Raw genomic sequence first — 19,569 nt, forward strand, 5'->3', positions numbered from 1 at the left:
TGGTGTCGGTAGCCAGATAACCGCAGCCTCCCGACCGGTGTAGTGGCCGGCGCCGTAGAATCATGATACGTGCGACGTATGATCGACCAGACTGGCGGCGCCGACCGGATCGACCTGCTGCGCACCTTCCTGCGCATCGTCGAGGCTGGCACGCTCTCGGCCGCGGCGCAGCACCTGGGCACCAGCCAGCCCACGGTGAGCCGGCGGCTGCAGCTACTGGAACGGATGCTGGGCGTGCGGCTGCTGCAGCGCTCCACCCATGGCCTGGCGCTGACCGAGGATGGCGAGCGCTGCCTGGCGCATACCCGCGAGTTGCTGGATAGCTGGGGGGCGATGGAGGCCGAGCTGCGCGGCGCGCAGGACCGGCCGCGCGGGCTGCTGCGGGTGCAGGCGCCGCACGCCTTCGGCCAGGAGCAACTGGTCGCGCCGCTGGCCGAGTACCTGCGCGCGCATCCGGAGGTGTCGGTCGAATGGAAGCTGCACGACCGCTCGCCTGACTTCATCGCCGACGGCATCGACTGCGCCATCCGGGTGGGCTGGATCGAGGATCCCTCGGTGGTGGCGATCCGGCTGGCGGAGGTGCCGCGCATCGTCGTGGCGGCGCCGGGGCTGCGGGGCGACCGTCCGCCGCCGGCCGAGGCCGCCGAACTGGCGGGGCTGCCCTGGCTGGCGCTGACCACCTACTACCGGGACGAAGTGGTTCTCTCCCATGCCGGGCGGGGCGAGGAGCAGCGCTTCCCCATTCGTCCCCGCCTCGGCACCGACAGCCTGCACGCGCTGCGTGCCGCCGCGCTGGCCGGGCTGGGGGCGGCGATCGTTTCCGCCTGGATCGTCGCCGATGACCTGCGCGAGGGGCGGCTGGAACAACTGGTCCCCGACTGGACGGCAGCACCGCTGCCGGTCTTCCTGATCTGCCCGGCGGGCCGTTTCAGGCCGGCCAAGCTGCGGCATTTCATCGAGCTGATGCGCGGCTGCATGTCCAACGTGGTCGGGATGGCGCCGGCGCGGGGATAAGCCGGCCGCTGTCGGTCATGGGCCGCGATGGCGCAGTGCCTCCACCACCAGGGCGAAGGCGGCGGAAGGCTGCCGGCGGCTCGGGTAGTAAAGATGGTAGCCGGGAAAGGGCGGGCACCAGTCCTCCAGCACGCGCAGGAGACGGCCCGCCGTCACGTCGGCCTCGACCTGGTCTTCCAGCACGCAGGCAAGTCCGAAGCCGGCACAGGCAGCCTGCAGGATCAGCCGGGCATCGTCGAAGATGAGCTGGCCTTCCACCCGTGCCTTCAGCGCCCGGCCGTTCTTTTCGAATTCCCAGGCATAGAGCCCGCCGAGGGTCTGCATCCGCAGATTGATGCAACGGTGCGCGGCCAGGTCCTGCGGCGTGCGTGGCCGGGGGTGCGTCGCAAAATAGGATGGCGCGCCGACGACCGCCATGCGCAGCTCGGGCCCGATCCGCACCGCCACCATGTCGCGCGCGAGGTGTTCGCCGAGCCGGACCCCGGCGTCATAGCGTTCCGCCACGATATCGGTCAGCCGGGAATCGATGCTCAGCTCGACCTGGATGTCCGGATAGGCCGGCAGCAGTTTCTCCAAGGCCGGCCAGAGCACGGCCTCGGCGGCGTGCCGGGAGGCGGTGATGCGGATCGACCCCGCTGGCCTCTCCCGCATCTCGCCCAGGGAAGCCAGTTCCGCCGCGATGTCGTCGAGCGCCGGGCGGAGGGTCCGCAGCAGCGTCTCGCCGGCCCCGGTGGCGGCGACCCGCCGCGTGGTGCGGGTCAGCAGGCGCACGCCGAGCCGTGCCTCCAGGCGCCGCAACGTGTAGCTGAGCGCTGATTGCGACGTACCCAGCTTCGCCGCCGCGCGGGTGAAGCTCTGTTCCTCGGCCACCACGAGGAAGGCGTTCAGGTCGACCAGGTCCTCCCGCCGCATTCATGAATCCCGAATATAGGTCCTTGCCATATTTACCCACTAATCGCGGGCAATCGCACGCGTTATCTCCGGGCCACGACAGCGGCATGGATGGCCGCCCCCCCCCGATGGGAGATGAGCAATGCAACAGCGCGAACTGGGCAAAAGCGGGCTGAAGGTCTCGGCCATCGGCCTTGGCTGCATGGGGCTGAGCTTCGGCTACGGCCCGGCGACGGAGAGGGCGGAGGCGATCGCGCTGATCCGCAAGGCCGTCGATCTGGGCGTCACGTTCTTCGACACCGCCGAGGTCTATGGCCCGTTCACCAACGAGGAGGTGGTGGGCGAGGCGCTCGCGTCGGTGCGTGACCAGGTGGTGATCGCCACCAAGTTCGGGTTCGCCGTCGGCTCCGGCCTTCCCTCGGCGCTCGACAGCCGTCCCGCGCATATTCGCGAGGTGGTCGAGGCGTCGCTGCAGCGCCTGCGCACCGATCGCATCGACCTGCTGTACCAGCACCGCGTCGATCCGGAGGTGCCGATCGAGGAAGTGGCCGGAACGGTGAAGGCGCTGATCGCCGAGGGCAAGGTGGCGCATTTTGGCCTGTCGGAAGCCGGGGTCCGGACGATCCGCCGGGCGCATGCGGTCCAGCCCGTCACGGCGCTGCAGAGCGAGTACTCGCTGTTCTGGCGCGAGCCCGAGGCGGAGATCCTGCCCGTGCTGGAGGAGCTGGGCATCGGCTTCGTGCCGTTCAGCCCGCTCGGCAAGGGCTATCTGACCGGCCGGATCGACGCGACAACGCAGTTCGACGCGTCCGATTTCCGCAACGTCGTGCCCCGTTTCGCCCCCGAGTTCCGCCGCGCGAACATGGGGCTGGTCGAATTGGTCGGCCGCGTCGCGGCGAGGAAGCAGGTCACGCCGGCGCAGATCGCGCTCGCCTGGCTGCTCGCCCGCAAGCCCTGGATCGTGCCGATCCCGGGCACCACGAAGCTGCACCGGCTGGAGGAGAATCTCGGCGCCGCCGCGATCGTGCTTTCGGCCGACGAGCTGCGGGAGATCGACGAAGCGGCCGCGAAGATTCCGCTGCAGGGCGAGCGCTACCCCGAGCGGCAGCAGCAGATGATCGACCGCTGAACGCGCGCGTCCCCTTTTGTCATTTCCAGTCGAGGTCCCATCATGATCCCGGTTCGCGGCTTCGCCGCCCATTCCGCCACCACGCCGCTGGTTCCCTTCCGCTTCGAGCGCCGCCGTCCCGGTCCGCACGACGTGCAGATCGAGATCCTCTATTGTGGCGTCTGTCATTCCGACCTGCACCAGGCGCGCAACGACTGGAGCAATTCGCTCTATCCCATGGTGCCGGGGCACGAGATCGTGGGTCGCGTCGTCGCCGTTGGCGCGCATGTGACGAAATTCAGGATCGGTGATGTCGCCGGCGTCGGCTGCATGGTCGATTCCTGCCGGCGGTGCGAGGCCTGCGAGGCGGACCTGGAGCAGTACTGCCCGGATTGCCTTCTCACCTACAACGCCCGCGATCCCCGCAACGGGGAACTGACCTTCGGCGGCTATTCGGAGCAGATCGTCGTCGAGGAACGCTTCGTCGTGAAGATTCCCGACACGATGGAGCTGAAGGCGGTAGCGCCGCTGCTTTGCGCCGGCATCACCACTTATTCGCCGCTGCGACACTGGAAGGTTGGCCCCGGGCAGAAGGTCGGTGTCATCGGCCTTGGCGGCCTTGGCCACATGGGGGTGAAATTCGCCCGCGCGATGGGCGCGCGTGTGGTCATGGTCACCACCTCGCCGGAGAAGGGCAAGGACGCGCTGCGCCTCGGTGCCGACGAGGTGCTGGTCTCGACCGATGTGGCGGCGATGGCGGCAGCGCGCGGCAGCTTCCACTTCCTGCTCAACACCATTCCGGTCGGGCACGACGTCAATCCTTACCTGGGATTGCTGCGGCTCGACGGCGTGATGGTGCTGGTCGGCGTGCTGACGCCGGTCGAGCCGCTGGCCGGCATCAACCTGATCCATGGGCGGCGCAGCCTCGCCGGGTCGGGGATCGGCGGCATGGCGGAGACGCAGGAGATGATCGATTTCTGCGCCGAACACGGCATCGTCAGCGATGTGGAAATGATCCGCATCCAGGACATCAACGCCGCCTATGAGCGCCTGCTGCGCAACGACGTGCGCTATCGCTTCGTCATCGACATGGCGTCGCTGCGGCAGCCGGCCTGAGGCCGGCGGCGCCGAGCATTGATTTTGGGCGCACTATAACCTGGACGATTAGAAACGGCGATAAATGTATAACGTTTCGACTTGAACGGCCCAATCCATGTGCGAAAATTCGCCCCGCCCGGGTCCGTGGAGCCGGGTTTGGCGAAAAAGGTCGCACATACGTGCCTCGCATTCTTCGCAGCCCCGTCCGCACGACCTCGTCACGACGGGGCAGTTCGCCGGAATGCGAGGCACCGGAAAGGGATCGGCATGCAGGATAACACCGGGCGCGGCATCGGACGCCGCGCGGTCACCACCGCCCTGGCCGCCGGGCTGGCACTGCCGGCGCTGCGGCGCGGCGCCGCGGCGGCCCAGGTGGAGACACCGAGCTTCGAGGTGATCGGCGTGCGCGACCCGCAGCTCGGCGCCCAGCTCGCCGTCGCCGAGGCGCTGTCCCTGTTCAAGGAACAGGGGCTCGACGTCACCGTGCGCTGGACCCAGTCGGCGGCCGATACCCTGACCATCATGGGCGGCGGCGCGGCCAATGTCGCGGTGGGCAGCAGCTTCACCCAGGTGGTGCTGAGCGGGCAGAAATTGCCGGTGCGCACCATTTCCTCGCTCGCCAACATCGCCGGCACCCAGGGCTTCGTGCTCAGCCCGGGGGTGAAGCTGTCGCATCCGCGCGAGCTGGAAGGCAAGCGCCTGGCCTTCACCCAGGGCAATTCGCAGGTGCTGCTGCTGGCCAAGCTGGGCGAGATCTACGGCTTCGATCCGACCAGGATACAACTGGTCAACATGAACCAGAGCGAGGGCGTGGTCGCCGCCTCGCGCGGGGACGTGCAGGGGCTGCTGGGTTGGGAGCCGAACCTGTATCGCCTGGTCAGCATGGGCGGCACGCTCTACGCCACCGGCTCGACGGTTTATGTCAGCGGCAAGCCGGAGCCACGCCCGGACGGCGACCTGCTGCTGTTCAACCATTCCCTGCTGGTGGCGACGCAGGACTGGATCGATACGAAGCCGAATACGCTGGCGGCGCTGCTGCGCGCTCTGGTCAAGGCCAACGAGGTGCTGCTGAAGGACCGGGCGAAGGCACTGACCGTGCTGCAGCGCGTGCTGCGCATCGATCCCGAGGCGCTGAAGGTGATGACCACCGCCAACAAATACGAGCTGGGCATCACCCCGGCGCTGATCGCGAGCCATCGCTTCCAGAGCAACTGGGCGAAGAGCATCAACCGCATCCAGGAGATCGCCCCGCCGGAAGCCTGCTTCAGCACCCGCATCGCGCAGATGGTTTCCCCCGCGCTGGTCACCTGGAAACCGGCTACATGAAAGGCGGCTGGACGGAACGGGCGGTGGCTTTCGGCGGAAGGGCAGGGTCCATCCTGCTCTTCCTGGCGATCTGGTGGGGCGTGAGCCTGGGCAACGCGCATCTGTGGAAAGCGTTCAACCCGATGCTGCTGCCCTCGCCCCTGGAGGTGATCCAGGCCGGCATCGACGAGATCCAGTCCGGCGCCCTGCAACGCAACATCCTTGCATCCCTGGCGCGCGTGCTGCAGGGCTTCGCGCTGGCGGGCGTGCTCGGCGTGGCGGTCGGGGTGGCGGTCGGAAGCTGGCGCCCGCTCGAACGCCTGGTCGAGCCGCTGATCGAGCTGCTGCGGCCGATCCCGCCGCTGGCCTTCCTGCCGATGATGGTGCTGTGGTTCGGCATCGGCGAGATATCGAAGATCGCCTTCATCGCCTATGCCGCCTTCTTCCCGATCTTCACCACCACGTTGGAGGGCATCCGCTACGTCGATCCGGTGCTGGTCCGGGCCGCGGCCAGCCTCGGCGCCACGCGGGGGGAGATGTTCCGCTACGTGATCCTGCCCGCGGCGACGCCTTCCATCATCACCGGGCTGCGGCTGGGCTTCGGCCTGTCCTTCTTCGTCATCGTCGCCGCCGAGTTCATCGCCGCCGATTCCGGCCTGGGCTACATGATCAACGATGCCCGCACCTTCTTCATGGTCTCGCACATGTTCCTGGGCGCGCTGGTGATCGGCATCATCGGGTTCGTGGTGAATATCGGCCTGCGGCAGGTCGAGCGGCGCCTGTTGCGCTGGCGTGGAGCAGTATGAGCATGAGCGGTGTCGACCTTTCCGGGGCGCCGGCCAAGATCAGTTTCCGCGGCGTGCGCAAGAGCTACGACAACGTGCCCGTGCTGGAGCGGGTGGACCTCGATCTTGCCGAGAACAGCTTCACCTGCCTGCTCGGGCCATCCGGCTGCGGCAAGTCCACCCTGCTCAACATGATCGCCGGCTTCGCCGCGCCGACCGCGGGCGAGGTGCTGGTCGGCGGGCGGCGCGTCGACGGCCCGGATGCCGACCGTGGCGTGGTGTTCCAGGAATACGCGTTGTTTCCCTGGCGCACGGCGCTGCAGAACGTCGCCTTCGGGCCGATGCTGAAACGCCTGCCCCGGCGCGAGCAGCAGGTGATCGCGCGGAAATACCTCGCTTTGGTCGGCCTGTCCGGGCACGAGGACAAATACCCGTCCAGCCTTTCGGGCGGCATGAAGCAGCGCGTGGCGATCGCCCGGGCGCTGGCGAACGATCCCTCGGTGCTGCTGATGGACGAGCCGTTCGGCGCGCTGGACGCGCAGACGCGCGAGACCATGCAGGAGGAACTGCTGCGCATCTGGGAACGCGAGCGCAAGACGCTGGTGTTCGTGACCCACAGCATTTCCGAGGCGATCTTCCTCGCCGACCGCATCGTCGTCATGGGCACCCGGCCGGGCGGCATCAAGGAAGTGCTGGACAACGACCTGCCGCATCCGCGTGACCGCACCCATGCCGGGTTCATCGAGATGGAGCGGCACATCAAGCAGATCCTGCGTGCCGAGGTGCAGAAGCTGGGGGTGATCTGAAAAAGAACGGGATCCAAGGGCCTTGTGGCCCTTGGCAGGTCCAGGGCAGCGCCCTGGTGGGGTCTGGGGCGAAGCCCCGGTGGTTCAGGCACCGGGGCTTCGCCCCAGACCCCACCAGGAGGCTTTGCCTCCTGGACCTCCACCAAGGGCCACAAGGCCCTTGGATCCCATTCCTCAGTGCTGGCCCCGCAGCACCGCCGTGGTCTGTGCCAGCACGTCGCGGATTTCCTGCAGGAATCGTCGCGCCGTCGGCGAGATCTGCCGCCGCGCCGACCAGAACACATAGGCGACCGAGGGAATCACCGGCTCGAACGGCTTGACCATCAACCCGCCGCCGGCAAGCCCGGAGGGTGAGAACGGGTCGACCACCGAAGCGCCCAGCCCCGCCGCGGCAAGGACGCAGGCGGTTTCGCAATAGCGCACCTCGACAGTGAAGGTGAAAGGCTGGTGCAGATCGGCGAAAGCCCGACGCACCGCCGCCCCCATGCGCGTGCCGGCCTCGAGGGCGACGAAGCCATGCCCGGCCAGGTCTGCCGGCGTCACCACCTCCACCCGCGCCAGCGGATGGTCATGGGGGCAGACGCACACCATGCGGCCCTCGAACAGCGGTTCCATCTGCAACGCCGGGTGCGGCGACATGCCCAGGCCGAACCCGAGGTCGGTGGTGCCGGCTTCCACCGCCTTGATGACGTCGTCCAGTTCGCGCACGTGAAAGAAGCTGCGCAGCCGCGGGTGATGTCGCGTGAAACGTTGCAGCGCCAGCGGCAGCACGCCATGGCCGAGCGGCGGCGTGCTGAGGATGTGCAGGCGGCTGACCTTGTCCTCGCGCAGATCCTTCAGCCGCTTGTCCAGCGCCGCGTACATGGCGAACAGCGGATCGGATTCCTCCTGCACCAGCCGCGCCGCCTCGGTCGGGAACAGGCGGTTGTTCACGCGCTCGAACAGCGCGAGGCCGGATTGCAGCTCCATCTGGCGGATGGCGTTGCTGACCGCGGGCTGCGACATCCCCAGGTGCCGGGCCGCGGCCATGGTGGTTTCGAAGCGCATGACCGCGCGCAGGATTTCAAGCTGGCGAAGCGTCAATCTTGGGCACCCCATAACCTGGGCGAATGATTATCCGGCAAATATCATAAGCAGAACCGTTGATACGCTCAATGAAAAGGCTGAACCTGCCGCATCCCCGACCGCATCGCGGTCCTTCCCCTTCAGCAGGGAGCCCTTCCCATGACCCGTCTCGTTCGCATCGCCGCCGCGCAGATGGGACCGACGCAACGCGCCGATGCGCGGCCTGCCGTCCTAGCCCGCATGATCGCCCTGCTCGAGCAGGCGGCCGGCCGTGGCGCGGAGTTCGTCGTCTTCCCGGAACTGGCCTTCACCACCTTCTTTCCGCGCTGGCTGCTCGATCCGGCCGAACTGGATGGATTCTTCGAGCCGGCGATGCCGAACCCGGCGGTGCAGCCGCTGTTCGACCGCGCCCGCGCGCTCGGGGTCGGCTTCTATGTCGGCTATGCCGAGCTCACCGCCGAAGGGCAGCGCTTCAACAGTGCCATTACCGTGGGGCCGGACGGCGCCATCCTGGCCAAGTACCGCAAGGTGCATCTGCCCGGTTCGGTCGAGCCACGCCCCGGCGAGCGATTCCAGCAGTTGGAAAAACGCTACTTCGAATATGGCGACCTGGGTTTCCCGGCCTTCTACGGCGCGGAAGGTTGGGGCCGTCCGGTGATGGGCATGCTGATCTGCAACGATCGCCGCTGGCCGGAGGCATGGCGCGTCTACGGCCTGCAGGGGGTGGAGTTGATGGTCATGGGCTACAACTCCGCTGCCTATGATCCCAATGGCGGCAACAGCGAAAGCCCGGCGCGGCGGGTGTTTCACTCGACGCTGTCGGTGCAGGCGAATGCGTACATGAACGCGACCTGGGCGGTTGCCGCGGCCAAGGCCGGTGTCGAGGACGGGGCCGGACTGATCGGCGGTTCCTGCATCGTCGATCCGAACGGCGTGGTCGTGGCGGCGGCGCAGGGCGAGGGTGACGAAGTGCTGGTGGCATCCTGTGATCTCGATGCCTGCCGCCAGGGCAAGGAGAAAATGTTCAACTTCGCCGCCCATCGCCGGCCGGAGCATTACCGCCGGATCATCGATCAGGTCGGGGCTGAACTGCCCCGCTAAAGGGATCCAAGGGCTTTGCCCTTGGTGGAGGTCCAGGAGGCAAAGCCTCCTGGCGGGGCCGGGGCAGCGCCCCGGGAAGGAGGGGCGATGATGGATGGTTTCGATCTGGTCCTGCGCGGCGGCTGGCTGGTCTTGCCCTGGGGCATCGAGCAGGCTGATGTTGGTGTGCGTGCCGGGCGCATCGCCGCCATGGGTGATCTCGGCCAGGTGCCGGCGGCGGCGACGCTGGAATGCCGTAACCTGCATGTGTTGCCGGGGCTGATCGATCCGCATGTGCATCTGCGTGATCCCGGCGACCCGGCGGTCGAGACCATCCCCGACGGCACCCGGGCCGCGGTGCTGGGCGGCATCGCCACGGTGTTCGACATGCCCAACACCGCCGAGCCGATCACCGACACGGCGCGGCTCGATCGCAAGCGGGCCGGCCTGGCCGGCCGCGCCTGGTGTGATGTCGGCCTTTATGTTGCCGCCACCAAGGCCAACATCCCCGGCCTCGCCGCGCTGGAGCAGCAGCCCGGCGTCTGTGCCATCAAGGTGTTCACCGGTTCGGCGCGTGGCGAGATGCTGGTGGAGGACGATGCCAGCCTGGAAGCGCTGATGCGCAGCGGCCGGCGCCGCGTCTGCTACCATGCCGAGGACCATTTCCGCCTGACCGAGCGCCGCGCCTTGTTCGAGGTGGGCGATCCGCCGGCGCGGCACATGGACTGGCACGACGTGGAATGTGCTTTCCTCGGCACGCGCCGGGTGGTGGCGCTGGCGCGGGCGACCGGGCGGCCGGCGCATATCGTGCATGTCTCCACCGCCGAGGAACTCGACTACCTGGCGGAGCATCGCGACATCGCCAGCGTCGAGGTACTGGTCAACCATCTCTCCCAGGTCGGGCCGGAGGCGTACGAGAAACTCGGCGGCTATGCGGTGATGAGTCCGCCGATCCGTGAGCGGCGCCATCTGGACGCCGCCTGGGCGGCGGTGCGCGACGGGCGGGTGGACTGCATCGGTTCCGACCACGCGCCGCACAGCCGCGCGGCAAAGGAGCGGCCCTGGCCGGAGACGGCGTCCGGGCTGACCGGGGTGCAGACGCTGTTGCCGGTGATGCTGGACCATGTCGCCGCCGGCAAATTGTCGTTGACCCATCTGGCGGAGCTGATGAGCGCCGGTCCGGCCCGCGTCTACTGGGCATTGCGCAAGGGGCGGCTCGCGGTCGGCTATGATGCCGACTTCACCGTGGTGGATACGCGGCATCGCCGCACCATCGAGGAGAGCTGGATTGCCTCGCCCTGTGGCTGGACGCCCTTCGCCGGGCATCGCTGCACCGGCTGGCCGAAGGCGACCGTGGTGCGCGGCAACGTGGTGATGCGGGAGGACGAGGTGCTGGGCACGCCGGTCGGCGCGGCGGTGGCGTTCCGATGACGGCGCGGCGCGTTCTCGTCGTCAATCCGAACAGTTCGGTGTCCTGCACCGCGGCGATCCGTGATGCCGTGGCGCCCTTCGCGCTGCCGGGGCGGGCGCGCCTCGACGTGGTGTCGCTGGCGGAGGGACCGCCGGCGATCGCGAACTGGCGTGACTGGCACGATGTTGCCGCGCCGCTGTGTGATCTGGTCGGTCGCGAGGACGCCGATGCCTATGTGGTGGCCTGCGTCTCCGACCCCGCCATCGACCTGCTGCGCAGCACGACCGACCGGCCGGTGTTCGGCGCGTTGCGCTCCGGGATTGCCACCGCGGTGGCGCGCGGCGAGCGCTTCGGCATCATCGCCTTCGTCGCCGCCAGCGTGCAGCGCCAGCGCCGCGTGCTGCAGGCGATGGGGCTGGAGGCGCGCTCGGTCGGCAGCCTGCCGCTCGATTTGCCGATGGAGGTGCTGACCAGCGCGGAGGGACCGCGCGCGCGGCTTGTGGCGGTCGGCCAGGAGCTGAAGGCGCGCGGGGCCGAGGTCGTGGTATTGGGCTGCGCCGGCATGGCCGCGCATCGCGGCTTCGTCGAAGCCGCGATCGGGTTGCCGGTGATCGAGCCCTGTCAGGCCGCCGCGGCGCAGGCGCTGCTGGCGGTACTGGGGTAGGCGGCGGCTAGTCCGCTTCCGGTGCTTTGGATGGCTTGCGGCGCTCGGTGGGGAAGGGGTGCAGCCTTTCGCGCGCGAACATCACGACCAGGAAGATGAGGATGGCGGCGGCTTCGACGGCCGGCTCGGGCGGCATCGCCTCATGCGCGATCAGCCAGGCGGCCGCCCCGACCACCACGGCCGCCCCCGGCTTCCAGGAAACGCCCGGCCAGGCGACGATGCCGGCAACCCCCCAGACATAGCCCAGCAACATGCTGATGATGACCAGGTTTTCCATGTTCCCCCGCTCCTCTGTGGTTGTGCGGGGCGATGCTAAAGCATGTCAGGGCTTGAGGACCATGATGCAGACCGCAATGAACAGCGGAACGGTGGCCACCACGCCCCAGGCCATGCCCGTCGCGCTGTCGCGCCAGTACTGCGCGTCCACCTGGCTGCCGTCGCGGAAGGCACGTGCCTGCCGGGACTGACGGATTTGTAATGGCACCAGCACGACCAGCCAGATCGCCACCGAGACAGCCATGAGGACGTGGCCGGAGAGGATCCAACTGGTGCGGAACGGATCCAGCCCGCTCACCATGGCGGCCGCATAGCCGGCCCCCATGGTGAGCGCGCCGCCCGTGAGGGTCAGCCACCAGTCGGTGAGGATCATCAGCCGCACCGCATGGGCCATGATCGCCGGATGGCAGGTCCGGTCGGCCAGCAGCTTCCAGACGGCGCTCACCGTGACGTTGCCGAGCAGCAGCACCACGCCGACGACGTGGAGTGCCTTGAACAGGAGATACATGGTCCGGGTTGTCCGCAGAGACAGGCGGCTGAACGCCGGCGGGCGGGTGCCGTTCTGCGGCGGGCGGTTAAAGTGGCCTTGAGGACGTGGTTCAGGACCAGGCCCGGTGGCGAGGAGGCCCGCCAGTTTGCCCGGTGCATCCCAATTCCAGCGGACAGCTAGGCGGATTCGGCAATGTGCCAGTTGTTCCGGCCGTTTTCCTTGACCTGGTAGAGAGCCTTGTCGGCGCGCTCCAGCAGGCGCTCCGGGTCGCACGGGTGTTCGCCCATGTGAACGGCGATGCCGACGCTCGCGCCGATCACCGCAGTGCTCCCATTCAGCTCGAAAGGTTTGCAGATCACACCGACAATCCGCGCGGCGACCGCGTCCGCGTCCGCCGCATTCCTGATGGGATCGAGCAGGATCGCGAACTCGTCGCCCCCCAGCCGCGCCAGCGTGTCGTGGTCGCGCACATGTGCCCGCATGCGCACCGCGACCTCCACCAGGAGTCGATCCCCTGCCTGATGACCCAGGCTGTCGTTCACGGCCTTGAAGCGGTCCAGGTCGATCAGGATCAGCGCGAAAGGCAGGCCCCGCCTGCCACGTTGGGCGGCTTCGTGCAGGTATTGCCGGAACAGCAGCCGGTTGCCGAGCCCTGTCAGGGCGTCCTGCAGGGCCTGGCGGCGCAGTGTCTCGTGCAGCTCTTCCATCTCCTCGCACATGAGCGTCGCCGCCCGGTCGGTCCGGCGGCGATCCCGGTCCGCCTCCTCGTACGCGGCGCTGATCTCGGCCAGAAGCGCGGCGTAGTCGATTTCCCCGGAGGATGTGCGCGCCCGCTGAATCTGCCGGCGCAGCAGGCGATGAAACCCTTCATCCATGGCCGGCTGCCTCGGCGAGCAGCGTCACGCTCATGGTTTGGTTGTGCAGTTGCGGCTCCGCATCCCGTTCGCTGCGGCAGATTTCGCCGTAGCTGTAGAACCCGATGCCGGCGGCATCCCCGAGTTCCGCGGCGGCGTCCTCGACCTCCTCCGGCGCTTTCTGTCCGAGAAGCCGCAGACGTCCGATGCAACTGACCATCAAGGCAAGCCGCCCGGGGCCGGCGTCAGCCGGCAGGGCATGCATGGCCATGCGGGCCGCATCGGCCGCTGCCATGGCCACCCGGTCGAGGGAGCCGCGCATCAGGCGCGCCAGGTATCCCTCGGGGACGTTCCCGGCGAACAGCATCTTGCCGCCTTCGTCGTCGTGCCGGATGAGCGTTCGCACAACCGCCTGTTCCGGATGCCCCACCGGCCAGACGAGCAGGGGAAAGAGCAGGTGTCCCTCGGGACCGAGGTATTCATCGCCCAGGTAGCGGCGGTAGAGGTCAAGGGCCGGTCGCCCGTCCAGCGTCTTGAGCAGGTTGCCGTCCGACCCCGTGATGTGTCGTACGGGGCCGAACACGTCCCATCCGGCGGCCGTCCCATCGCCAATGCGCAGCCGGGGGCCGTAGAATCCGACGGCAGCGGCATTTCCCGGGCCGGGGCGTGCGTCAAGGCCGAGCGAGGTGCTCGGGCTGCCGAACGCACCGGTGGTCATGCCGCCAAACACGGTGCAGCCGGCGGGGACAACCGATCGCAGCCCGGCGAGCAATTCGCTGCCATTCACCCCAAGGCCATCGGCCAGCAGCAGGATGCCGGCCGGGCGGTCGCCTGCCGCCAACTGCGCGGCCAGACGCCGGCCCGCTTCGAAAGACGCCCCGGCGCCGACCTGGATACAGCTGGCCTCGATGCGCGTGTAGGAGAAGCCAACCGCCGCGGCGACGGCCCCCTGCTGGATGACGGCGTGTCCCTGGATGGACGCCACGGCGGTGGAGGCAACAATGCGTGCCTTCGGGAACATGGCCCGCAAGGCTTCGAACGCCCCTGCTTCGTAGGCGTCCGTATCCCCGAAGCACAGAACGAGATCCGCCGGATCGCTCTCGAGGGCGCAATCGGGATCCCAACCCTGCCTGGCCTTCCAGCGAAGCTGTCGGGTCCACATTCTTTTGCGCATCCTCAAGTTGTCTTATGTAATCGTATATCTACCAATGGCTGTGTTTTAAAGGGTATTTCGGGAGGGGGGCGTACAAACACGCGGCGTGGCCCGGATCTGCAACGATGCGGGCACCGGTCTGCGGTGCGCGGCTAAAGTGGGCCTGATGACCCTGTCCGACCGCTCCGGCGTGGCTGCCGGCCGAGCAGCACGACTGCCGCCGCCGCCAGTTGGATCGCCGCCGCGGCGGCGAACAGGGCGGCACCGCCGGTCCCGTCCTGCCGCAGCAGGCCGAACAGCGCCGGCGCGAAGGCGTAGCCCGCCTGGCTGGTGGCGGTGACCAGGGCGACGACGCGGGCCACGTCGGCGGGACGGAACTCGGCCTGCGCGATCAGCGGCGGCAGGGAGGTGACATTGCCCAGGCCCAGCCCGAACAGCCCGCATCCGAGCAACAGCCACGGCACCGACCCGCCGGCCAGCAGCAGCACCGCCGAGCCCAGCGCCTGCATCCCGACATTGGCCGCGGCGACGCGGCGGCGGTCGGCCCCGGGCGGCAGCCGCGCCCCCAGCAGGGAGCGTCCGCCGATGGCGCAGGCCGTCGCCGCCCCCATGGTCAGCCCGGCGCTGCTGTCGCCCAGGACCGGCGCCAGCAGCGAGAACAGATGCGCCACCAGCCCGATCTGCGCCACCAGCCCAAGCGTTGCCGCCGCCGCCAGCGTCACGCAGCGCCGGTCCCGCCAGGGATGCACCAGCGGCGCCAGGGCCTGCCGGTCAGGTCGCGCCGGGCCATGCGCCGGAGCGGCGGGGTCGCCATCCGGCCGCAGGCCCATCTCCGCCGGGCCGCGGCCGAGATAGCGGCCGGCCAGCACCCATGCCACCCCGGCCGCCGTGATCCCCACCAGCAGCGCCGCCACGGGGAAGCCGAGCCCACTGATCAACGCCACCCACAGCGGCGAGAACACGATGCCGCCCATGCTGGCGCCGTTGAAGGCCATGCTCAGCGCCGCCGGCCGGCGGCGGTCGAACCAGGGCGAAACCATCGCATTCAGGGCGGCGCCGCTGCTCAGCGCCCAGCCGGCCCCGCTGACCGGGGCGGCGAGGAACAAAAGCCACGGGGCCGGCGCGATCGCCCAGCCGAGCGCGCCGAGGCCGGTCAGGATGGCGCCGGCCCGCGTCGTTGCCATCACCCCGAAGCGGCGGTGCAGCGTGGCGAGGCGGACGACCAGCGCCGCGCCGCAGAGGAAATGCGCGGTGATCGCGGCCGAGATCACCGGCACCGGCCAGTCCCGCGTGGTGTGCAGCACCCCGAGGAAGATGGGCGGGCCGTAGAAGCCGATGCCCCAGGCGAATACGGCCAGGGCGAAGGCCGCCCCCACCACGCGCCAGCCGAAGAAGGAACCGGCGGGGGCCTGCACGGGGATCAACGGGGATGCGGTCATGGAGAGACTCCGTTGCGGGGACGGGTGAAGTCTCCCCGTCGCGGCGCCAGGGCGTTTCGGGCGCGGCCGAAGCAACCGCGCCGCCGCCGTGCCAGGGTTCCGGCCGCGACCAACCAGGGGGTGGCGCCGTGGGCACCACGGCCCTATCGGTCGTGGACGCAGCACCAGGGGCGATGGCGCCATGCTCAGTATCTCAGCGTTCGCCGGGATCGCCGCCCTCGTCGGGGATCCGGCCCGCGCCAACATGCTGGCCGCCCTGATGGACGGCCGCGCCCTCACCGCGACCGAGCTGGCCGGCGCGGCGGGGATCACGCCGCAGACCGCCAGCGGCCACCTGGCACAATTGACGGAGGCCGGGTTGCTGGCGGTGCAGCGCCAGGGACGGCATCGCTATCACCGCCTCGCCTCGCCCGGGGTGGCCACCATGCTGGAAAGCATCATGGCGGTGGCCGCCGCGTCCGATGGCGCGGGCGCGGTCCGGCGGCGCCCGTCCCCGGTGGTCGGCCCGCGCGACCGGGCGCTCCGGCGCGTCCGCACCTGCTACGACCACCTGGCCGGACAACTCGCCGTGGCCATGGCCGACCGGATGGTCGAGCGCGGGCAGCTCGAACTCTCGGCGGATGGCGGCGCCGTCACCGAGGCCGGCGCGGCCTTCCTGCGCGGGCTCGGGGTCGATCTTGCCCCGGCGCCCCGGCGCGGGGGCGGCCGGATGTTCTGCCGGCCCTGCCTGGACTGGAGCGAGCGGCGCCCGCATATCGCCGGGACGCTGGGGGCGGCCCTCTGCGGCGCCTGCTTCGCGCAAGGCTGGCTGCGGCGCATCGACGGCACCCGCGCCGTCGCGGTGACGCCGGTCGGCGAGATGGCATTGCGGCAGGCCTTCGCCTGGTCCGCCCTGGGGGAGGATCGGTAGCGCGCGGATTAGGTCCCGTAGCCGTCGGTCAGGGTCCTGAGGAACGCCACCAGATCGGTAATCTCGCTGTCCGTCAGTGCGGGTTCGTCCCCCGGCTGCCCGCCGAACGGCGGTTCCATGTTGACGTTCTCGTGGTACTGGGCGGGCAGGTCGTCGAATTTGCGCACGCTGCCGTCGGCGGCGCGGGGATACCATTTCTCAGGGTTGGTGTCGCGCTGCACGTAGAAGCGGACCACCTCCCGCAGGTCGTGGAAGGCGCCGTTGTGGAAGAACGTCGTCCGCAGCGCCACGTTGCGCAGGGTCGGCGTCTTGAACAGGCCACAATACTCCGGACGGTCCTGCAGGTCCGTCCGCATCGGCCCGCACAGACCCAGGTCGTGATAGCCGGGATCGGCATTCGCCGGAATCTCCGGGTTGCGCGGCACGCCGAGGGCGATCAGCCCGTGATCGGTGAACTGCGGCGGCGTGCCGTCCTTGGCCCGCTCGCTGATGTGGCAACTGGCGCAGTTGCCCTTGGCGGGATCGTTGAACAGCGCCAGCCCGTGCGCCTCCGCCTCCGTCAGCGTCGCCTTCCCGGCCAGCACGGCATCGTATTTGCTGCTGTAGGGCTCGAAGGTGGCGACATCCTGCTCGAAGCTCTCGAAGGCCATGGTGATGGCGTCGAAGGCCCGGTCCGCATCGTCGAACAGGGTCTCGCCGAACAGGCGCCGCAGCTCCGCGTCGTAGCCGGCGGCGCGTGCGCGTTCCACCACCGCCGCCACCGAGGCATTGGCCATCTCGGCGGGGGAGAGCAGCGGCAGCCGGGCCTGGGCATGGCCGGAATCGACGCGCCCGTCCCAGGTCAGGCCGCCGGTCGGCCCGTTATCGACGCTCTCGTCGGCCTCTTCGTCGGAATCGTGGTAATGTTCCTGGAACTGCGGCGTCGCCCGCAGATATTTCAGCCCGGGAACCGCCCGTGGCCCGGACTGGCGCATGTCCTCCCCCCCGAGCTGCACGGCCCGGCCGTTCGGCGGGCCATAGGCAAAGGCCGGATCGTGGCACGACGCACAGGACAGCCGGCCGGAGGCGGACAGCCGGGTGTCGAAGAACATCCGCCGCCCGAGATCGGTGAGGGCGGCGGCCCGCCGGTACACCTCGGCCCGCGAGAGCCCGGCCTGCTCCGCCGGGGCGGGGGCGGCCGCCAGCAGCCAGCCGGCGCAGGCGGCCGGCATCAGCGTCCAGGAAATTCGGGTGACCCAATGTGCCATGGTTTGCCTGCGCCGCCGGGGCCGGGAAGGCGGCCCGCTGTCGGACCCGGCCCTTAGCGCCGGGGGGCGCGGCGGGTCCATACTGGAACCAGGCGGTTTCCTGATTTCACCGAAATGCCATTCTTGATGTCACGAGGCGGGCTATTTCTTCACGCGATATATGAACTGATTTGCAACGGTTCGACGCGACAGGGGGACAAAAGCCCGATGATGAAACGGCATCTCTTGCTGGCGACGGCGCTGGCGGCCGGACTTGGTATCACCGGTGGCACGGCGCGCGCGGCGGGCCTCGACGAGATCCGCAATATCGTCGTGATCTATGCCGAGAACCGCAGCTTCGACAACCTGTACGGGCATTTCCCGGGGGCCGAGGGCGTCGAGGGATTGCCGGCTTCGGCGTCCGCGCAGGTCGATCGGAACGGCTCCCCGCTGGCGACCCTGCCGCCGATCTGGGGCGGGCTGACCGCCGTCGGGGTGACGCCGGCGGTGACGCAGGGGATGACCACGGATCTGGCCAACAAGCCCTTCGCCATCGATGCCGCGGACAGCTTCGCGACCTCGATCGCCGTGCCCACGCGCGACCTCGTGCACCGGTTCTACCAGAACCAGATGCAGATCAACGGCGGGCGCAACGACCGCTTCGTCGCCTGGGGTGACAACGGCGCGCTGGCCATGGGGCTCTATGACGGCGCGCAGCTGCCGATGTGGAAGATCGCCAGGGACTATGTCCTGGCCGACCGGTTCTTCATGGCCGCGTTCGGGGGATCCTTCCTGAACCACCAATGGCTCATCTGCGCCTGTACGCCCTTCTATCCCAACGCCGCCACCAGCCCGGGCAAGGCACAGATCTCGGTGGTCGAGGAGGACGGCGTGACCCTGAAGACCGCGGCCAACTCGCCGGCCTCCGCCAGGGAAGGGGGGCCGAAATGGGTCAATGACGGTGGCCTCACCCCGGATTTCTACGCCGTCAACACGATGCAGCCGCCCTACCAGCCCAGCGCCAGCAAACCCGCCGCCGGCGGCGATGCCCGCTTCGCCGATCCCGCCGTGCCCAGCACGCTGCCGCCGCAGACCGCGACCACGATCGGCGACCTGCTGAGCGCGGCCCATGTCAGCTGGGCCTGGTACGCCGGCGCCTGGCAGGCGGCGCTGGACGGGAAGGGCAACGGCGCGACGCCGAATTTCCAGACCCACCATCAGCCTTTCAATTACTTCGCCGCCTATGCGCCCGGCACCAAGGCCCGCGAGGAACACCTGCTCGATGGCGGCCTGAACGGCGCGGCCTTCATCGCGGCGATCGACCAGGGCAAGCTGCCACAGGTCGCCTTCTACAAGCCGCAGGGCAACCTGAACGAACACCCCGGCTACGCCGACGTGCTGTCGGGCGACCAGCACCTCGCCGACGTGATCGCGCATCTGCAGGCCAGCCCGCAATGGTCGCACATGGTCGTGGTGGTGACCTACGACGAGAATGGCGGGTTCTGGGACCACGTCGCGCCCCCCAAGGCGGATCGCTGGGGGCCGGGAACCCGCATTCCGGCCATCATCGTCTCGCCCTTCGCCAGGCGCGGCGTGGTCGATCACACGCCCTACGATACCACCTCGATCCTGCGGCTGATCACGCACCGCTTCTCCCTGCCGGTGCTGCCGGGGCTGACCGAACGTGACCACGCCATCGCCGCCCATGGCGGCACGCCGTTGGGGGATCTGACCAACGCACTGACGCTCACGCCGTAAGAAAGGGAAGGCGAGGGCGCTGCCCTCGATCCGGCGTCGCGCGAAGGCGCGCAGTCGCGCGACGCCCACACGGCCCCTGCACCCCGGTCTCGCTGCGCGGCGACAGCATGACCCGGCCATTCACCGCGCCGCAGCCGTTCTCAACCCAATGGGTTGACACAGGGGGTCTCACACCTGATCTCCTTGCCTCCACGGCGTTGTGCCCCATCCTCTCAAGCTGGCCCTGGCGCGATGCT

At 69.1% G+C, this 19,569-nt stretch carries 19 protein-coding genes; 11 read left to right on the forward strand and 8 right to left on the reverse strand.

Annotation, left to right across the window (positions count from 1 at the left end):
* Nucleotides 1–78: 78 nt before the first annotated feature.
* Complete coding sequence (locus NBY65_RS17210; protein WP_150045580.1) at nt 79–1,014, forward strand: LysR family transcriptional regulator; 936 nt, start codon at nt 79–81, stop codon at nt 1,012–1,014.
* 15 nt (nt 1,015–1,029) lie between these two features.
* On the opposite strand, the gene NBY65_RS17215 is transcribed toward NBY65_RS17210, so the two are convergent.
* Complete coding sequence (locus tag NBY65_RS17215) at nt 1,030–1,926, reverse strand: LysR family transcriptional regulator (protein WP_150045579.1); 897 nt, start codon at nt 1,924–1,926, stop codon at nt 1,030–1,032.
* Between the two features lie 121 nt (nt 1,927–2,047).
* Here NBY65_RS17215 and NBY65_RS17220 point away from each other — a divergent pair, with 121 nt between their 5' ends.
* The 5 genes from NBY65_RS17220 to NBY65_RS17240 all read left to right on the forward strand — a co-directional run bounded on the left by NBY65_RS17220 (nt 2,048) and on the right by NBY65_RS17240 (nt 7,007).
* Entirely contained in the window at nt 2,048–3,034 is a 987-nt protein-coding gene (locus tag NBY65_RS17220) for an aldo/keto reductase (protein ID WP_150045578.1), read from the forward strand.
* Nucleotides 3,035–3,076: 42 nt separating this feature from the next.
* Complete coding sequence (locus tag NBY65_RS17225) at nt 3,077–4,129, forward strand: NAD(P)-dependent alcohol dehydrogenase (RefSeq protein ID WP_150045577.1); 1,053 nt, start codon at nt 3,077–3,079, stop codon at nt 4,127–4,129.
* Nucleotides 4,130–4,378: 249 nt separating this feature from the next.
* Nucleotides 4,379–5,437 carry an ABC transporter substrate-binding protein gene (locus tag NBY65_RS17230; RefSeq protein ID WP_150045576.1) on the forward strand — a complete coding sequence of 353 codons (1,059 nt, stop codon included), beginning with the start codon at nt 4,379–4,381 and terminating at the stop codon, nt 5,435–5,437.
* The gene (locus NBY65_RS17235; protein WP_150045575.1) at nt 5,434–6,222 is read left to right on the forward strand and encodes an ABC transporter permease; all 789 of its coding nucleotides are present in this window, start codon (nt 5,434–5,436) and stop codon (nt 6,220–6,222) included. Before NBY65_RS17230 ends, NBY65_RS17235 begins: the two co-directional genes overlap by 4 nt.
* A gap of 2 nt (nt 6,223–6,224) precedes the next feature.
* Nucleotides 6,225–7,007, forward strand: coding sequence for an ABC transporter ATP-binding protein (locus tag NBY65_RS17240; RefSeq protein ID WP_150045574.1), 783 nt, complete (start codon nt 6,225–6,227; stop codon nt 7,005–7,007).
* Nucleotides 7,008–7,181: 174 nt separating this feature from the next.
* Here NBY65_RS17240 and NBY65_RS17245 read toward each other — a convergent pair whose 3' ends face one another.
* Entirely contained in the window at nt 7,182–8,090 is a 909-nt protein-coding gene (locus tag NBY65_RS17245) for a LysR family transcriptional regulator (protein ID WP_239003115.1), read from the reverse strand.
* A 141-nt stretch (nt 8,091–8,231) separates the two neighbouring features.
* On the opposite strand from NBY65_RS17245, the gene NBY65_RS17250 reads away from it, so the two are divergent.
* The 3 genes from NBY65_RS17250 (at nt 8,232) to NBY65_RS17260 (ending at nt 11,227) form a co-directional block, all read left to right on the forward strand.
* On the forward strand, nt 8,232–9,173 hold the full coding sequence (locus tag NBY65_RS17250) for an N-carbamoyl-D-amino-acid hydrolase (RefSeq protein ID WP_150044760.1): 942 nt from the start codon (nt 8,232–8,234) through the stop codon (nt 9,171–9,173).
* Nucleotides 9,174–9,260: 87 nt separating this feature from the next.
* Nucleotides 9,261–10,583: a dihydroorotase gene (locus NBY65_RS17255; RefSeq protein ID WP_150044757.1), complete on the forward strand. Its 1,323-nt coding sequence runs from the start codon at nt 9,261–9,263 to the stop codon at nt 10,581–10,583.
* Nucleotides 10,580–11,227, forward strand: coding sequence for an aspartate/glutamate racemase family protein (locus NBY65_RS17260; RefSeq protein WP_150044755.1), 648 nt, complete (start codon nt 10,580–10,582; stop codon nt 11,225–11,227). Before NBY65_RS17255 ends, NBY65_RS17260 begins: the two co-directional genes overlap by 4 nt.
* A gap of 7 nt (nt 11,228–11,234) precedes the next feature.
* Here NBY65_RS17260 and NBY65_RS17265 read toward each other — a convergent pair whose 3' ends face one another.
* The 5 genes from NBY65_RS17265 to NBY65_RS17285 all read right to left on the reverse strand — a co-directional run bounded on the left by NBY65_RS17265 (nt 11,235) and on the right by NBY65_RS17285 (nt 15,439).
* Nucleotides 11,235–11,504 carry a hypothetical protein gene (locus NBY65_RS17265; protein ID WP_150044752.1) on the reverse strand — a complete coding sequence of 90 codons (270 nt, stop codon included), beginning with the start codon at nt 11,502–11,504 and terminating at the stop codon, nt 11,235–11,237.
* 45 nt (nt 11,505–11,549) lie between these two features.
* Nucleotides 11,550–12,011, reverse strand: a complete 462-nt coding sequence (locus NBY65_RS17270; RefSeq protein WP_150044749.1) for a DUF2269 family protein — start codon at nt 12,009–12,011, stop codon at nt 11,550–11,552.
* A 158-nt stretch (nt 12,012–12,169) separates the two neighbouring features.
* Nucleotides 12,170–12,868: a GGDEF domain-containing protein gene (locus NBY65_RS17275; protein WP_150044746.1), complete on the reverse strand. Its 699-nt coding sequence runs from the start codon at nt 12,866–12,868 to the stop codon at nt 12,170–12,172.
* Nucleotides 12,861–14,009 carry an FIST signal transduction protein gene (locus tag NBY65_RS17280; RefSeq protein ID WP_162530836.1) on the reverse strand — a complete coding sequence of 383 codons (1,149 nt, stop codon included), beginning with the start codon at nt 14,007–14,009 and terminating at the stop codon, nt 12,861–12,863. The genes NBY65_RS17275 and NBY65_RS17280 overlap by 8 nt, the downstream gene beginning before the upstream one ends.
* Nucleotides 14,010–14,152: 143 nt before the next feature.
* Nucleotides 14,153–15,439 carry an MFS transporter gene (locus tag NBY65_RS17285; protein WP_150044740.1) on the reverse strand — a complete coding sequence of 429 codons (1,287 nt, stop codon included), beginning with the start codon at nt 15,437–15,439 and terminating at the stop codon, nt 14,153–14,155.
* Nucleotides 15,440–15,620: 181 nt separating this feature from the next.
* Here NBY65_RS17285 and NBY65_RS17290 point away from each other — a divergent pair, with 181 nt between their 5' ends.
* Nucleotides 15,621–16,349, forward strand: coding sequence for an ArsR/SmtB family transcription factor (locus tag NBY65_RS17290; protein WP_150044737.1), 729 nt, complete (start codon nt 15,621–15,623; stop codon nt 16,347–16,349).
* An 8-nt stretch (nt 16,350–16,357) separates the two neighbouring features.
* Here NBY65_RS17290 and NBY65_RS17295 read toward each other — a convergent pair whose 3' ends face one another.
* Nucleotides 16,358–17,596 carry a cytochrome-c peroxidase gene (locus NBY65_RS17295; RefSeq protein ID WP_150044734.1) on the reverse strand — a complete coding sequence of 413 codons (1,239 nt, stop codon included), beginning with the start codon at nt 17,594–17,596 and terminating at the stop codon, nt 16,358–16,360.
* A 210-nt stretch (nt 17,597–17,806) separates the two neighbouring features.
* Between NBY65_RS17295 and NBY65_RS17300 the strand changes: the two genes are divergently transcribed.
* Nucleotides 17,807–19,333, forward strand: coding sequence for an acid phosphatase (locus tag NBY65_RS17300; protein WP_150044731.1), 1,527 nt, complete (start codon nt 17,807–17,809; stop codon nt 19,331–19,333).
* Nucleotides 19,334–19,569: the final 236 nt, after the last annotated feature.

The sequence above is a fragment of the Rhodovastum atsumiense genome, assembly GCF_937425535.1.
Classification (GTDB): domain Bacteria; phylum Pseudomonadota; class Alphaproteobacteria; order Acetobacterales; family Acetobacteraceae; genus Rhodovastum; species Rhodovastum atsumiense.

Bases quoted from the DNA above. Each gene is read 5' to 3' on its own strand.
- NBY65_RS17300 (WP_150044731.1), top strand. From the start codon at position 17,807: ATGAAACGGCATCTCTTGCTGGCGACGGCGCTGGCGGCCGGACTTGGT.
- NBY65_RS17250 (WP_150044760.1), top strand. From the start codon at position 8,232: ATGACCCGTCTCGTTCGCATCGCCGCCGCGCAGATGGGACCGACGCAA.
- NBY65_RS17295 (WP_150044734.1), bottom strand. From the start codon at position 17,596: ATGGCACATTGGGTCACCCGAATTTCCTGGACGCTGATGCCGGCCGCC.
- NBY65_RS17255 (WP_150044757.1), top strand. From the start codon at position 9,261: ATGATGGATGGTTTCGATCTGGTCCTGCGCGGCGGCTGGCTGGTCTTG.
- NBY65_RS17290 (WP_150044737.1), top strand. From the start codon at position 15,621: ATGCTCAGTATCTCAGCGTTCGCCGGGATCGCCGCCCTCGTCGGGGAT.
- NBY65_RS17215 (WP_150045579.1), bottom strand. From the start codon at position 1,926: ATGCGGCGGGAGGACCTGGTCGACCTGAACGCCTTCCTCGTGGTGGCC.
- NBY65_RS17230 (WP_150045576.1), top strand. From the start codon at position 4,379: ATGCAGGATAACACCGGGCGCGGCATCGGACGCCGCGCGGTCACCACC.
- NBY65_RS17265 (WP_150044752.1), bottom strand. From the start codon at position 11,504: ATGGAAAACCTGGTCATCATCAGCATGTTGCTGGGCTATGTCTGGGGG.
- NBY65_RS17285 (WP_150044740.1), bottom strand. From the start codon at position 15,439: ATGACCGCATCCCCGTTGATCCCCGTGCAGGCCCCCGCCGGTTCCTTC.
- NBY65_RS17280 (WP_162530836.1), bottom strand. From the start codon at position 14,009: ATGTGGACCCGACAGCTTCGCTGGAAGGCCAGGCAGGGTTGGGATCCC.
- NBY65_RS17240 (WP_150045574.1), top strand. From the start codon at position 6,225: ATGAGCGGTGTCGACCTTTCCGGGGCGCCGGCCAAGATCAGTTTCCGC.
- NBY65_RS17225 (WP_150045577.1), top strand. From the start codon at position 3,077: ATGATCCCGGTTCGCGGCTTCGCCGCCCATTCCGCCACCACGCCGCTG.
- NBY65_RS17275 (WP_150044746.1), bottom strand. From the start codon at position 12,868: ATGGATGAAGGGTTTCATCGCCTGCTGCGCCGGCAGATTCAGCGGGCG.
- NBY65_RS17235 (WP_150045575.1), top strand. From the start codon at position 5,434: ATGAAAGGCGGCTGGACGGAACGGGCGGTGGCTTTCGGCGGAAGGGCA.
- NBY65_RS17270 (WP_150044749.1), bottom strand. From the start codon at position 12,011: ATGTATCTCCTGTTCAAGGCACTCCACGTCGTCGGCGTGGTGCTGCTG.
- NBY65_RS17220 (WP_150045578.1), top strand. From the start codon at position 2,048: ATGCAACAGCGCGAACTGGGCAAAAGCGGGCTGAAGGTCTCGGCCATC.
- NBY65_RS17210 (WP_150045580.1), top strand. From the start codon at position 79: ATGATCGACCAGACTGGCGGCGCCGACCGGATCGACCTGCTGCGCACC.
- NBY65_RS17260 (WP_150044755.1), top strand. From the start codon at position 10,580: ATGACGGCGCGGCGCGTTCTCGTCGTCAATCCGAACAGTTCGGTGTCC.